Origin of the sequence: Allobosea sp. TAF32 (genome assembly GCF_052113585.1) — a bacterium.
GTDB lineage: Bacteria > Pseudomonadota > Alphaproteobacteria > Rhizobiales > Beijerinckiaceae > Allobosea.
Map to the genome: position 1 here is coordinate 485,977 of NZ_JBFRDM010000008.1, position 13,002 is coordinate 498,978.

The window sequence follows — 13,002 nt, forward strand, 5'->3', positions numbered from 1 at the left end:
GGGGGTCTCGAAACACCCGGTCAGAATTGATACTTCAACGTCGCCTTCACGGTGCGGCCCGGCTCGGTATAGTAATCGCGAGCCTGTGCCAGCACGCCGGTAGGAACGTTGACCGCATCCCAGTACTTGCGATCAAAGATATTATAGACGCCGATCTGCAATTCAAGGTCTGCAATCTGCGGCATCGGGCGCCACCACGCCGACGCATTGAAGATCGCGTAGCCGGGCGCCCGGAAGCCCTGATTGGAGCCGGTGGTTGCCGCGACGTTATCGCGCTTGCCTGCGAGTTTGGTCGAGACCTCCGCACCCCATGCATCCGTACCATAGGCAATGGCGAGGATGCCCTGCACCGGCGGGATCGAGTTCAGGTAGGTATTGTCGGTCTGGTTCACGCCGCGGGTGTAAGCGAAGGAGCCGCGCACCAGCCAGTTCTCCGTGAAGGCATAGCGCCCGTTGATTTCCACGCCCTGAATCTCGGCGCGCGGAATGTTCCGGAAGCTCGTGATGCCGCCTTGCGGGTAGATCGCGTCCGGCGGGGCGATCTGCTGCTGCTCGATGAAGTTGTGATACTTCGTGTAGAAATAGGTGACCGAGCCGCCGACCTGCTTGTCGCCGAAGCGGAAGCCGACATCGATGCCGTTGCCCTCTTCCGGACGCAGGTCCGGATTGCCGATGCGCAAATAGGTCCCGGGCCCGCCGAAGCGGCCATAGAGTTCGTTCGCCGTCGGGGCGCGGAAAGTCTTGGCCCACTGGGCAAAGAAGGTCACGTCCTTCACCCACGGAGCGTTCTTGAGGACGTCGTATTCGAGGCGAATGCGCGGCGACCAGCCAGTATCGCTGGAAGACCGCGGCAGGCTCGTCGGCCGCGACCCGCCTGCGAAATAGGCCGGGGTGTTCTGCGGCACTTCCTCATACCAGTCGAACCGGACGCCGGGCGTGATGCGCAGCCGGTTGTCGAGCATCCCGATCTCGTCATGCGCGTAGATGCCGAGGAGCTTGCCGTCGACCTTCGGCTGGTCGGCCTGGTTGGTGTGCAGGTTGTTGCAGGTGGTGTACGGCGCGGTGAAGAGGCCGGAGGCCGGTCTGGCCGGGCAGTTGTCGACACCCGACGAGAATTGCTCGAGCGAGGACATCCGCAGTTCGGTGCCGAGCAGCAGGCGGTGCGTCAGCGCGCCGGTCTGGAAGTTCTTGATCACGTGGCCGTTGAAGCCGTAGGCATTCTCCTCGTTCTCGTTGTCGCGCGCATAGGGACCGACGATGCTGGTGTAGCGCCAGGCGTTGACGAGGTCGTTGCGCTTCAGGCGCTGCCAATAGGCCACGGCATGGGCCTCGTCGAAGAACGAGCCCGGCATCTTGTAGTCGTAGCTCAGCGAAACGCGGTTGCGCTCGACATCCTCGCCGGTCTCGTAGGAGCCGGGACGGAAATTGCCGGTCAGCGAAACGGTGTTCGTACGGGTCTGCACCCGGTCGGCGCGCTTGAAGAACTCGCCCTGGATACCGAAACGGTGCTCGCCGACATCCTGATAGATCTTGCCGAGCAAGTTGTACTGGTTGAAGTCGGCCGGGTTGGGCGCCGTGCGCGCTGCACCGATCGTCTTGTTGTCGCCCCTGTTGTCGGTCTCGTGCCCGTTGCGGAAGCCGCCCTGCAGCAGCATGGAGGTATTCCCCGTCCTGGCGGCCGCTGCCGCGCTGCCGAACCAGGCGCGGTCGGTGCTGTCATAGCCGGTCTTGGCGAGCGCGCCGTAGGAGCGGCCATCGCGCAGCAGGTCTTCCGGATCGAGCGTCCGCACCGCAAGCGCGCCGCCAAGCGCACCGCTGCCGAGTGTGCTGGCGCCGCTGCCGCCGCGCAGCAGATCGAGCGTCGACAGTGAATCGAAATCGAAGGCGTTCTGGGCGCCGCGATTGACGCGGGTATCGATGAGGAAGGGCTGGCGGATGCCGTCGATCGTCGTCAGTACGCGCGCGCCATCGAGGCCGCGGATATTGAGCGAGTTGGTCTGGCGGTTCAAGGTGATGCCCGCCTCGACGCGGTTCGACAGGTCCGTCAGGCTCTGGATCTGCTCTCGGTCGAGTTCCTGGCGCGTGACGCGCGTCGTCGTCGGCCCGCTCACCAGCGCACCGCCCGGCACGCCCTCTCCCTGCACATTGATCTGATCCAGCACGACCGGCGCCTCGCCGACCGAGCTTGGTGCAGGCGCCGCCTGCTGGTTCCGCTGTTGCGCTTCGGCAGTCGAAGCAAAAAGCGCCAATGCCAGGCTTCCAAGCGCCACGCTGCCGCGAAGCCGGCCGGAAAGATTCCCCATCGCCCGTATCCCGTCCTTGCCGCACGAGCCTTCGGCCCTGAACGGCAATTTAAAATGAGTATAAAGAAGACCCTATACGATAATATAAGGTTCCGGACCGATATTGATCGAATCGTATACTGTCAATTGCCGAACAACATTCGCATAAACAATGGATTCGTTCCAAAAAAGAACTATTCTAATGTAGAATTACACGACCATTCTTGCGGCAGAGCTTTGCTCCCGATGTCGTGATCGTCGAACCCGCCTCGTCGGCGTCTCCGCCATTGCAACGTCGTCGGCAGCACGCATTGTCGTGTCATGAATCCGCGTCATGCCAGAATGACCCGCCGCAGGCTGCTGACTGGGGGCAGCGCCATGGTCACCGCATTCTCCGTCGCGGGGCGCTCCTTCGCCGCGACCGATGCCGATGTCGTCGTCGTCGGCGCCGGAGCGGCAGGCATCGCCGCAGCCCAGACCTTGCGCGCAGCCGGCCGCAAGCCGATCGTGCTGGAGGCTCGCGGCCGCATCGGCGGGCGCGCCTTCACCGATGCTTCCCTCGGCGCGACATACGACGCGGGCGCGATGTTCATCCATTGGGCAGAGCGCAACCCATGGGTCCAGATCGCCCGCGATCTCGGCGTCGAGACCGCATCGGAACCCCAGGGTGGCGGTTTCCGGGTCTTTACCGACGGGCGCCCCATGGCCGACGCCGATCGTCGACGCCGGCGCGATGCCTTCAACCAGATCGACAGGCGGCTCGAGACGGTGGATCTCACTGGTCGCGACATGTCGATCGCAGAATTGCTCGGCGATCTCGGCCCCGACAGCGCCCCCGTCGCGGCGTCGGGTTTGCTGCTCTCGATCGGAGAGGAATCAAGCCGGATTTCAGCGCGCGACTATCAGCGTCTCTGGGCCGGCGACGATCTCGTCGTCCCCTCAGGCTACGGCAATCTCGTCACGCGCTCCGCCGCAGGCCTCGATATTCGCCTCAATCAGACGGTCGAGGCTATCCGCTGGGACGGATCGGGCGTGACGGTCGCCACGCCTTCGGGCGACATCCGCGCCAATGCCTGCATTCTCACCGTGCCGGTCGGCGTGCTCAAGTCAGGCGCCATCCGCTTTACCCCGGACCTTCCGACAGCCACCCGTGACGCTCTCGCAGGGCTGCACATGGGAGCCCTGACCAAGATCGCGCTCAAGGTTGAGGGCGACCGCTTCGGCCTCACGCCGGGTGCGAGCCTGCTTGAGACCGGCGCACCCGAGCGCATGATGAATTTCGACATGTACCCGGACGGCAAGGACATCGTCATCGGCTATTGCGGCGGCGATTATGCGCGCAAAATCTCCGAGGCTGGCCCGGAAGAAGCGCGCGCCCATGTCGTCGACCTCCTCGCGAAGATGGTCGGCGCCGAATTCCGCAAAACGGTCAAGGCGGTATCCTTCCCGGCCTGGTGGACCGATCCGTTCGCGCGCGGTTCTTATTCAGTCTGCGATCCCGGCCACGAGAAGGCCCGGGAAGCCCTCGCCCAGCCCATTGGCGGGCGCCTCCTTATTGCAGGAGAGGCGACTGCGGGCGGCGGCGCGATGACCGTGGGCGGGGCCACGCTCGCTGGCCGGGCGGCAGCGGCGACACTCGCGCGGCTGAAGGCCTGACGGCTCCTCGGGCTAGAGCAGCAGCTCCCAATTCTGCCCCACGAGATCCCGACCGAAGGAATGGTGCCGCTCTTCAGCAACCAGCCTGAAACCCTCCGCGACATAGACCGCGCGGGCGGCATGGAGGATGTCGTTGGTCCAGAGCACCATCCGCCGATAGCCAGCATCGCGGGCGAAATCGACGGCATCGCGCACCAGCGCCTTGCCCAGCCCCAGCCCTTGCGCACGCTTCTCGACCAGCACGAGCCTGAGCTTCGCGGTCGCTTCGTCCTCTTCGACGACGAAGGAGGAGCCGGCCGTGGCCCCTTCCAATTCGGCGATGAAACAGCGCTCGCGGCCGGGCTTGAAGTCGCGCAGGAATTTGGCGGCGATCTCGGCAACGAGCGCCTCGAAGCTCTGATCCCAGCCATATTCTTCGGCATAGAGCCGCCCATGAGCCGCGATCACCCAGCCGATATCGCCCGGCCGGTGCTCGCGGATCATGGGACGAGGACGGGTCTGCCGCTCCCCCGAAAGAAGGCGCTGCGCCGTGGCGAGCGCATCGACCAGTGCGGCCTGCTCGGGGAGCGGAAGCCGCGACAGGATCGACCGCGCCTGGGCATCCGACGCGCGGTCGATCGCTGCGAAGACGGCTATGCCCTCATCGGTCAATTGCAGGCGCCAAGCTCGCGCGTCGGCCGAAGAGCGGCTGCGGTCGAGCCACCCACGCATCGCGAAGCGCTGCAGGATGCGCGACAGATAGGCCGGGTCGAGATCGAGAGCCCCGGCCAGTTCCGCCGCCCGCCAATCGTCGCGCTGCGCCAGCTCGTAGATCACACGCGCTTCCGTCAGCGACATGCCGGAGCCATGCAGGCTGCCTCCGAGTCCGCCGACCCAGAGGGTATGGAAGCGATTGAACCTGCGGATCGCCGCGATGGCTTCGGTCTCGCCGATGTCCATGACTCACCTCCAACCGGAGACCAATGAATTTAGTTGACGGAGTCGACTAAATTCGAGACGGGACAGAAACGCGGCATTGACCCTCCCTTAACCGGTCTCTGGCGAAGTCGAGCTTTGACGTCTCACGGCGCTGACATGCAGGTCGATCTCCTCGCCGGAACGGGATACCGCCCCCTTGCGATCCCGCGCCCCCAACCCACCATCCTGGTCTTCGATTCCGGGCTTGGCGGCCTCACCGTGCTGTCGCGCACGGCGCAGGCTTGCCCAGGCGCCCATATCGTCTACGCCGCCGACGATGCCGGCTTCCCCTATGGCCGCCTGACCGAAGACGCCCTTGTCGGCCGCATCCTCGCCGTGATGGAGCGGCTCATCGCCCGCTGTCATCCCGACCTCGTGGTGATCGCCTGCAATACGGCCTCGACGCTGGTCCTGCCGACGCTGCGGGCGCGCTTCGCCATCCCCTTCGTCGGCACAGTGCCCGCGATCAAGCCCGCTGCGGTCGCAACCAAAAGCGGGATGATCTCAGTCCTCGCCACCCCCGGCACGGTGGCGCGCGTCTATACCCGCGAGTTGATCGAGACCTATGCTGGCGGCTGCGACGTCACGCTCGTCGGCGCGACGCGGCTCGCGGGCATGGCCGAGCAGGCGCTGAAGGGCGAATCCGTCGCTGACGACGCTCTGCTCGCCGAGATCGCCCCCTGCTTTGTCGAGACGAACGGCCGACGCACCGACGTGGTCACGCTCTCCTGCACGCATTATCCGCTTCTGCTCGAGCGGATGAAGCGGCTCGCGCCCTGGCCCGTGGAATGGATCGATCCTGCTCCGGCGATCGCGCGCCGCGTCGTCGCGCTGCTCGGCCCGGTCGGCGACGTTCCCTGCCCGAAAGCCACCGCCATCTTCACCTCCGGCGCCGGGCTGAGCGGTCCCTTGCGCATCGCGCTTGCCGGCTATGGCCTCGCTCATGTCGCGATCGAGCCCATGCCGCTGGCGAGCTAGCGAACTCCGATTCCGTCGATCCGTTTCCTACGGTGGCGAGGATCGCGGCGAAGCAGGTGCGTTGGCGGGCATCGCCACCGCATGACCGCCACCTTGGCTACCGGTGCTGAGTTTCGCTTTCCGGCTTGCCGGAATTGACTCGAAGCCGGCTTTGCGCCATATGCCCTTCCGTCGCGCGGCTCCTCACGGGGCCGCGTGACTTTTTCCGCACCCGTGATCCGCTTTCCTTCGGAAGCCGGATCTGTCGCCCCGGCCAATTCGCGGGGGAGCAGGAGGGCGCGGTCCTCAAACTCGCGAACCATAGAGGACACGCGACATGTCGAAGCGCCATGAGGCAAAGTACAAGATTGACCGCCGTCTCGGTCAGAACATCTGGGGCCGTCCCAAGTCCCCGGTCAACCGCCGCGAGTACGGCCCCGGCCAGCACGGCCAGCGCCGCAAGGGCAAGCCGTCCGACTTCGGCACTCAGCTGCGCGCCAAGCAGAAGCTGAAGGGCTACTACGGCTCGATCTCCGAGAAGCAGTTCCGCCGCTATTACGCCGAGGCCATCCGCCTCAAGGGCGATTCGGGCGAGAACCTGATCGGCCTGCTCGAGCGCCGTCTCGACGCCGTGATCTACCGCGCCAAGTTCGTGCCGACCGTCTTCGCGGCTCGTCAGTTCGTCAACCACGGCCACGTCACCGTGAACGGCAAGCGCGTCAACATCGCTTCCTATCAGGTCAAGCCGGGCGACGTCGTCGCGGTCAAGGAGAGCTCGCGCCAGCTCGCCATCGTCATCGAGTCGGCCACCCTCGCCGAGCGTGACGTTCCGGACTACATCGACGCCGACCACAACAAGTCGACCGCCACCTTCGCCCGCACCCCGACGCTGTCGGACGTGCCTTATGCGGTGCAGATGGAACCGAACCTGGTCATCGAGTTCTACTCGCGCTAAGCCGTTCGGAACGGGTAGGAATATCCGTTGTTTTGAATATCTTGGGGGAGGGCAAGATTTTGCCCTCCCCCAATTGTTTTCCGGCGCCTCCTTCGGCTCGGCGGCGCGTCTGCGGCCCGCCCCCCAAGGCGCCCCGGCGAGATTCTGCGGCCAATCCGCCTCGCCCCCGACGGCGGCCCTCGGGTCCTCATCGCCATCGCCGCCAGACCCCTCGCCCGCTCGGGCTCGAACGGATCCGTCGCGTTTGGCGCGTCAAGCGGCGCGCTCCGGCGCCCGCTCGGACGGCATGCCGTCTTTCATGACACTCTTGATCTGGTCGCGTAGCTCGGGCGTATCCTGATGCTTGTGCACGGCGACGGCGTGCTGCACCGCCGCCTCCAGGAGTTCGTCTTCAGTATCGGCGCTGATCGCGATTGAGCACTTCGTCTCGCTCGGAAATGCCCGGCAGTCGATGAACTTGCGTCCCATGGCGCCCTCCCTCGGGAGAAAGCAAACGCGCCTCCGTCGCAACAGCGGCAGGCTGCGCAAGTCACCATACGCCCATGCCGAGGTCGTCGCAAAAAGATGAAGCTCCTGGCACTCTTCCAACCTTGAGCATTCGCACCCGGCACGCCTTCTCCAAGCTCACCGATGCTCATGAAGGTGACAACTGCCCGGAAATTCCGATACCCTGGCTCGCAATTCCCGGACCGCCTGCGCTCTCGGCTGGCTCGCCCTTTGCGCCCATCCAGCGACGCTATCGACGTCTCAGGTCGAAGGGCATTCTGCTGCAATGTCCGCGTCGGAGGCCATGATGTCTCGAACCGACGCTTCGATCGCAAGCGGCGTGCGGTCATCCATCTTTATGATCGGACGCCGGGCCATTCCGGCCATAACTGGGGTTCGGACGGCCGAGGCGGGACGGCAAAGACCTGCCATCTGCGCCGCATCCTGTGAACGGCCGCGCCGCCGCGGCGGATAAGCATCGCTTACAGATGCGAGCCGACCTCATCGCGGAAGAAGTAGCAGCCCAGCCCGATGCAGCCGATCAGGATCGACAGCGCATAGGGCCCGAAAAGGCACACCACAAAGACGGAGCCGATGAAGGCTCGCATCGCCCAAGCTGACCACGTCTGCTTCATGGCTAACCTCTCGCATTGCGTTTCCTGACAAAACGTAAACGGCAAGCCGTGAATTCGATCTGAAGGGATACGGTAAATCGCGAAATCGCATTTCAGATCCGCATGTTAGCAAGTTCGGCAAAATCAGGGCGAAGCGGTGAAATCCGTTCTCACTCCCGCCCTAATGCCGTAGCGTCATCATCGTCCTCGCTACCGCGGAGAGATTCGCCATGACCAAAACCTTGTTGATTGCCCTCGCGCTGTCCTGCTCCGCGAGCCTGGCCTATGCCCAAAGCTGCAATATCCAGGCTTCCGACAAGAAGCTTGCAGGCGCTGCCAAGACCAGCTTCCTGACCAAATGCGAGAAGGACGCGACCTCGGCCTGCGACAAGCAGGCGGCGGACAAGAAGCTGGCCGGCGCCGCCAAGACCAGCTTCACCAAGAAATGCGTGACCGACTCCGTCGGCGGCTGAGCGCCTGAACAAAGATCGGCAGCGTCCCGACACGGCCGGTTGCAATGACAGCCCCGGTCAGTCGGCGGTGCTGCTCTCCCAGGTCGCATGGCTCACAGTCGGCAGGCGTGCCAGCCTGTCGACGACCTGATCGAGTTCTTTCCGGTCGACCGCCGTGCTGATCAGCTTGGCAACGATCTCGACCGAGTCCTCGCCGCGCTCGACCGTCGTAATGTCGCTGACCGGATATTGCGCCGCTTCGAGATATTCGACGAGCGTCTCGCGCACCTCGGCGAGCGCCTGGGTCCGCGCGGTGACAACGACTTCGTAGGTCGCCTCGAGCGCCCGCTCGTTGAGCGGGATGCGGTTGATCGCGTTGACGAGTGGCCGCAGCAGCGTGTTGCCGAAGATGACGAAGACCGCGACGAGCGCGGCTTCGGCGATCATGTCCGCGCCGGCGCAGGCCCCCGCGGCGGCAGAGCCCCAAAGCGTTGCCGCGGTGTTGAGGCCGCGAACGTTGGTGCCCTCCTTCATGATCACGCCCGCGCCCAGGAAACCGATGCCCGAAACGACATAGGCGATCACCCGGATCGCGCCGGACGCTCCCTCGATGCGCATGCCGAGATCGACGAAGGCCGCAGCCCCGAGCGCGACGAGAACGGTCGTGCGCAAGCCGGCAGTGCGCTGCCGGTATTGCCGCTCGGCGCCGATCAGCATGCCCAGCACGAAAGCGGCCGTCAGGCTGACGACCGTGTCCAGGAAAGGCGCGAGTTCGAAGGTCTGAATGAAGCGCATGGCCGCTGACTCGCGTGGCAGGCAGCGGTGCTTCGCATGGAGGTTCGCCTCCGGCAAGCCGGAGGCGTGGTGTCGTCAGGATCCAGCGCGGAACGGAAACGGAGCACGCAAACCCGGCTCACTCGTCGTCGTTATAGCCGCCACGATCGCGGCGGTCGTCCCGGTCGCGCCAGCGACGCTGGCCGCGGTAGTCTTCGTCCTGCTGTCCGCCGCCGCGCCAGGCCCGCATCTCGCGGAAGCGTTCGCGTCCTTCCGCCATCGCCTCACGCACCGAGCGGCGCAGCACGGTCTTCTGCTCGTCGCTGAGGGTCACCCACAGCGGCCGGAGCGTATCGGCGAGTTCCTTGGAACGCATCGCCCGCTCATTCTGCCGCGTGGCCGCTGCATCGAGGCGCTCCATCAGATCGGCATGGCGCAGCTTTTCGCGCTCCTCCCGCATCCCCGCCATTTGCTGGACACGCTGCTCGCTCCGTCGCTTGACGAGCGCCTCCACCTTGTCGAACAGCGGGGTCTGCTCGGGCTTGAGCTTGAGATCCGCGCGCACCTTCGCCAGCCGCTCGTCAAGCCGCGCCTTGGCACGCTCGGCGCGTTGCTCGCGCCAATCCTGCCGGCGCTGGTCGCGGCTGTCGGTACGCTCCTGCTGCTTCTGATCGCCACCTGCCGGAGGAACCGGCTGTGGCTGCGCGAATGCGAGGGTGCCGGCGAGCATCGCAATCGACGAAGCGGCGATGAGGGCGATGGATTTCATGGGAATCTCCCTTGAGGCAGTCCGGTCGGTATGTCGCTCAGCGGGTCTCGAAGCCGATTGGCGATGCGGTCAGCCTGCCTCCGGATGTCTGACCCGGCAATGGCTTCAAGATGAAAAGATCGTAATGTGGCGACAACGCGCGCGACGCGTTTCGGTTCGCCATCGGACGTTCCATGCAAAACCTTATCACCGATGTCCGTGGCCTCCATGTCGGCCATGCGGATGACGTTGCGGCGGCGACCGGCGTGACGGCCGTCATCTTCGAGCGCCCGACGGTGGCCTCCGCCGCCGTGCTCGGCGGTGCGCCCGGCACCCGCGAGACGGCCTTGCTCATCCCGGAGATGACGGTCGAGCATATCGACGCGATCGTGCTCTCCGGTGGCTCTGCCTGGGGGCTTGGCGCTGCCGACGGCGTGATGGGCTGGCTGGCGCGGGAAGGGCGCGGGTTCCCGGTCGGCGCCTTCCGCGTCCCGATCGTGCCGCAGGCCATCCTGTTTGACCTCACCAATGGCGGCGAGAAGCCTTGGGCGCGTGGAGACGGCGAGACGCCCTATGGCAAGCTGGGCGCAAAGGCCGCTGCAGCCGCCTCGACCTCTTTCGCACTGGGCACCGCCGGCGCGGGCTTCGGCGCGACGACAGCCAACCTCAAGGGCGGCATAGGCTCGGCCAGCGCCCGTGCCGCGACCGGGCAGATCGTCGGCGCCCTCGTCGCGGTCAACGCCGTCGGCACCGCCACGATCGGAGACGGCCCGCATTTCTGGGCCGCGCCCTATGAGCGTGACGGCGAGTTCGGTGGGCTCGGCTGGCCGGCGACGATCGCGCCGGGCGACACGGCCCTTCGTTTCAAGGGAGGCACCGGCCAGAATACGACGATCGCCCTTGTCGCGACCGATGCCGTGCTGACCAAGGCCCAGGCCCGCCGGCTCGCGCTCGCAGCCCATGACGGGCTTGCCCGCGCCCTGCGGCCTGCCCATGCCCCACTCGACGGGGACATCGTTTTCGCCGCGGCGACGGGCCATAGCGGCGCGCCATCCGACGCTTTCGCTCTCACCGAGCTCTGCGCCACCGCAGCCGATGTCCTGGCCCGCGCTGTCGCCCGCGGCGTGTATGCCGCATCGGCGCTGCCCTTCGCCGGAGCCAGCCCGGCCTGGTGCGACCGGTTCGGCGGCTGAGCCGCGAAGCGACCGCCGCGGGCGCGCCCCTTCCAAACCGTAGCCGATTTACTAAATCGCAAGCCTGCTCCTGCAACCTGAGCGATAGGTTCAGCCTGCAAGGCCGGAAGGCTCGGGGGGCAGGATGCGGGAGATCGGCTTTGGCCTGGTCTGCGGCATTGCCGCGGCGTTAGGTGCCTTCCTGATCGCGGCGTGGCCGGTGCAAGGCCGCCCCGTCGCGGCCTTCTTCCCGGCCGGCAGTTCGTCGCGCGATATGTCCGCCGCCATTGCCACGGCCGGCGGCACCCTGATCCGGATCGACACGACATCCGCCGTCACCGTGACGCTCGGCGAAGACGACCATTTCGTAGGCGCGCTCTATCAGGCCGGAGCGTGGCTGGTGATCGACGCTGGCCTCGCCCGACTCTGCATAGGCTCTGCCGCATGGAGCAGCCGATGAATGACGTCGCCCGGTTCCGCGCGCATTTCGCCCGTCTGCTCCTCCTCCTGCTGTGGATCAACGCGTGCCTTTTGGCGCTCGCCCCGCTCGCCGAGCCTCTGATCAGCAGGGGGTCGCTTGTTCTGGCGGGCGTGGCGCTGGCCGCGCTCGGCACACTGGCCTGGCGTGTCTGTGGCACGGATTGGGCCACCAGGCAGATCACCAGTATCGCGACGCTCGGCCAGGTGATGCTGCTGGTCTACGCCTTTGCCGGGCATCCCTACCAATCCGACATGCACATGTACTTCTTCGCCGTGCTGGCCGTGCTCGCCGGCTGGCTGGACTGGCGCGTCTTCGTCCCGGCTACCATCGCGATCGCGGCCCATCATCTCCTCCTCAGCCTTCTGCAGCCGGCCGGCGTCTTCCTGAACGGCAACGATATCGGCCGCGTCCTGCTTCACGGCCTGATCGTCGTCATGCAGTCGGCAGCGCTGAGCTGGCTGGTCTGGTCCTTGCGGCAATCCCTCGAAATCTCGGAAACCGAACGCCGCCAGGCAGACGCCGCCCGCGAGGTCGCCGACGAAGCCCGCCGCGATGTCGCCGAGACCACGGCCAGGGCGGCAAGCGACAGGCAGCGCATCCTCAATGGCGTCGCGAATGACTTCGAGCACGTGATCGCCCGCATCGCGCGCGACGTGATCGCCTCCGTGCAGTCTCTTCGCGCGGCTGCGCAACAGATGAAGAACGGAGCGCTCGAGGTGTCGCAGCGCTCGACCGCAGCCTCGCAGTCTTCGCGGCAGACCTCGTCCAACGTCGTGGCAGTCACTCAGGTCACCGCCGAGCTGGCGCAGTCCTTCGCGGAGGTGGACCGGCAAGTCACGGAAACGGCGCGCATCGTCGGCGCCGCGACCCTGCAGGCCGGCGACGTTCTGCACACCGTCGGCGACCTCTCGCGCAAGGCCGACGAGATCGGCAACATCGCAATCGTGATCTCGACCATCGCCAAGCACACCAACCTGCTGGCGCTCAACGCTTCGATCGAGGCCGCGCGCCTCGGCCGCTCGGGCGGCGGCTTCGCCATCGTGGCGCAGGAGATCAAGTCCCTGGCGAACCAGACCTGGCGCGCGACCGAAGAAATCCAGGGGCAGATCGAGGCGATCCATCGTTCCGGCTACGAGGCCGTCGCGGCGATCGACGCGATGAACGCGACCATCGGCTCGCTGAACCAGATCTCCGGCACGGTCGCGGTCGTCGTCGAACAGCAGAACGTGGCGACGGCAGGCATCGCCGACAACATTCGCCAGGCCTCCGATGAGACGATCGCTGCCGCCGGCCACATCGATATCGTCAGCCGCGTCGCCGCCGAGACCGATGAAGCCGCGAGCCATATCGCCCAATCAGCCGATCAGCTCTCGCTCCAGTCGTCCCATCTCGATGCCGAGGTGGCGCAGTTCCTCGGGCGTGTCCGCGCTGCCTGAAGCCCGGTTTCATGCCCGGCGCGAATGCGCTA

13 protein-coding genes are annotated in these 13,002 nt (G+C 65.9%); 7 read left to right on the top strand and 6 right to left on the bottom strand.

The genetic code is table 11. The annotated features are described in order from the left end of the window. Positions 1 to 20 precede the first annotated feature (20 nt). The gene (locus AB4Z16_RS19530; RefSeq protein ID WP_441512998.1) at positions 21 to 2,303 is read right to left on the bottom strand and encodes a TonB-dependent hemoglobin/transferrin/lactoferrin family receptor; all 2,283 of its coding nucleotides are present in this window, start codon (positions 2,301 to 2,303) and stop codon (positions 21 to 23) included. A 357-nt stretch (positions 2,304 to 2,660) separates the two neighbouring features. Between AB4Z16_RS19530 and AB4Z16_RS19535 the strand changes: the two genes are divergently transcribed. Continuing rightward, positions 2,661 to 3,938: a flavin monoamine oxidase family protein gene (locus AB4Z16_RS19535; RefSeq protein ID WP_441512999.1), complete on the top strand. Its 1,278-nt coding sequence runs from the start codon at positions 2,661 to 2,663 to the stop codon at positions 3,936 to 3,938. 12 nt (positions 3,939 to 3,950) lie between these two features. Here the strand turns inward: AB4Z16_RS19535 and AB4Z16_RS19540 are convergent, their stop codons facing one another. Continuing rightward, the gene (locus AB4Z16_RS19540) at positions 3,951 to 4,877 is read right to left on the bottom strand and encodes a bifunctional helix-turn-helix transcriptional regulator/GNAT family N-acetyltransferase (protein WP_441513000.1); all 927 of its coding nucleotides are present in this window, start codon (positions 4,875 to 4,877) and stop codon (positions 3,951 to 3,953) included. Positions 4,878 to 5,012: 135 nt separating this feature from the next. Between AB4Z16_RS19540 and murI the strand changes: the two genes are divergently transcribed. Both murI and rpsD read left to right on the top strand, forming a co-directional pair. Further along, positions 5,013 to 5,873 (top strand): glutamate racemase, encoded by an 861-nt coding sequence (murI, locus tag AB4Z16_RS19545; protein ID WP_441513001.1) that lies wholly within the window; start codon positions 5,013 to 5,015, stop codon positions 5,871 to 5,873. A 316-nt stretch (positions 5,874 to 6,189) separates the two neighbouring features. Next, on the top strand, positions 6,190 to 6,807 hold the full coding sequence (gene rpsD, locus AB4Z16_RS19550) for a 30S ribosomal protein S4 (RefSeq protein ID WP_441513002.1): 618 nt from the start codon (positions 6,190 to 6,192) through the stop codon (positions 6,805 to 6,807). 252 nt (positions 6,808 to 7,059) lie between these two features. Here the strand turns inward: rpsD and AB4Z16_RS19555 are convergent, their stop codons facing one another. After that, positions 7,060 to 7,275 carry a DUF1059 domain-containing protein gene (locus AB4Z16_RS19555; RefSeq protein ID WP_441513003.1) on the bottom strand — a complete coding sequence of 72 codons (216 nt, stop codon included), beginning with the start codon at positions 7,273 to 7,275 and terminating at the stop codon, positions 7,060 to 7,062. 500 nt (positions 7,276 to 7,775) lie between these two features. Continuing rightward, positions 7,776 to 7,928 (bottom strand): hypothetical protein, encoded by a 153-nt coding sequence (locus AB4Z16_RS19560; protein ID WP_441513004.1) that lies wholly within the window; start codon positions 7,926 to 7,928, stop codon positions 7,776 to 7,778. Positions 7,929 to 8,137: 209 nt separating this feature from the next. Here AB4Z16_RS19560 and AB4Z16_RS19565 point away from each other — a divergent pair, with 209 nt between their 5' ends. Continuing rightward, a complete protein-coding gene (locus AB4Z16_RS19565) occupies positions 8,138 to 8,380 on the top strand; it encodes a hypothetical protein (protein WP_441513005.1) in 243 nt (80 codons plus the stop codon). Between the two features lie 57 nt (positions 8,381 to 8,437). Here AB4Z16_RS19565 and AB4Z16_RS19570 read toward each other — a convergent pair whose 3' ends face one another. Further along, on the bottom strand, positions 8,438 to 9,154 hold the full coding sequence (locus tag AB4Z16_RS19570) for an MgtC/SapB family protein (protein WP_441513006.1): 717 nt from the start codon (positions 9,152 to 9,154) through the stop codon (positions 8,438 to 8,440). A gap of 118 nt (positions 9,155 to 9,272) precedes the next feature. Continuing rightward, positions 9,273 to 9,902: a Spy/CpxP family protein refolding chaperone gene (locus AB4Z16_RS19575; protein WP_441513007.1), complete on the bottom strand. Its 630-nt coding sequence runs from the start codon at positions 9,900 to 9,902 to the stop codon at positions 9,273 to 9,275. Between the two features lie 173 nt (positions 9,903 to 10,075). Here AB4Z16_RS19575 and AB4Z16_RS19580 point away from each other — a divergent pair, with 173 nt between their 5' ends. The 3 genes from AB4Z16_RS19580 (at position 10,076) to AB4Z16_RS19590 (ending at position 12,970) form a co-directional block, all read left to right on the top strand. Continuing rightward, positions 10,076 to 11,074 carry a P1 family peptidase gene (locus tag AB4Z16_RS19580; RefSeq protein WP_441513008.1) on the top strand — a complete coding sequence of 333 codons (999 nt, stop codon included), beginning with the start codon at positions 10,076 to 10,078 and terminating at the stop codon, positions 11,072 to 11,074. A gap of 124 nt (positions 11,075 to 11,198) precedes the next feature. After that, positions 11,199 to 11,513: an SAM-dependent methyltransferase gene (locus AB4Z16_RS19585; RefSeq protein ID WP_441513009.1), complete on the top strand. Its 315-nt coding sequence runs from the start codon at positions 11,199 to 11,201 to the stop codon at positions 11,511 to 11,513. Further along, the gene (locus tag AB4Z16_RS19590) at positions 11,510 to 12,970 is read left to right on the top strand and encodes a methyl-accepting chemotaxis protein (RefSeq protein ID WP_441513010.1); all 1,461 of its coding nucleotides are present in this window, start codon (positions 11,510 to 11,512) and stop codon (positions 12,968 to 12,970) included. The genes AB4Z16_RS19585 and AB4Z16_RS19590 overlap by 4 nt, the downstream gene beginning before the upstream one ends. Positions 12,971 to 13,002: the final 32 nt, after the last annotated feature.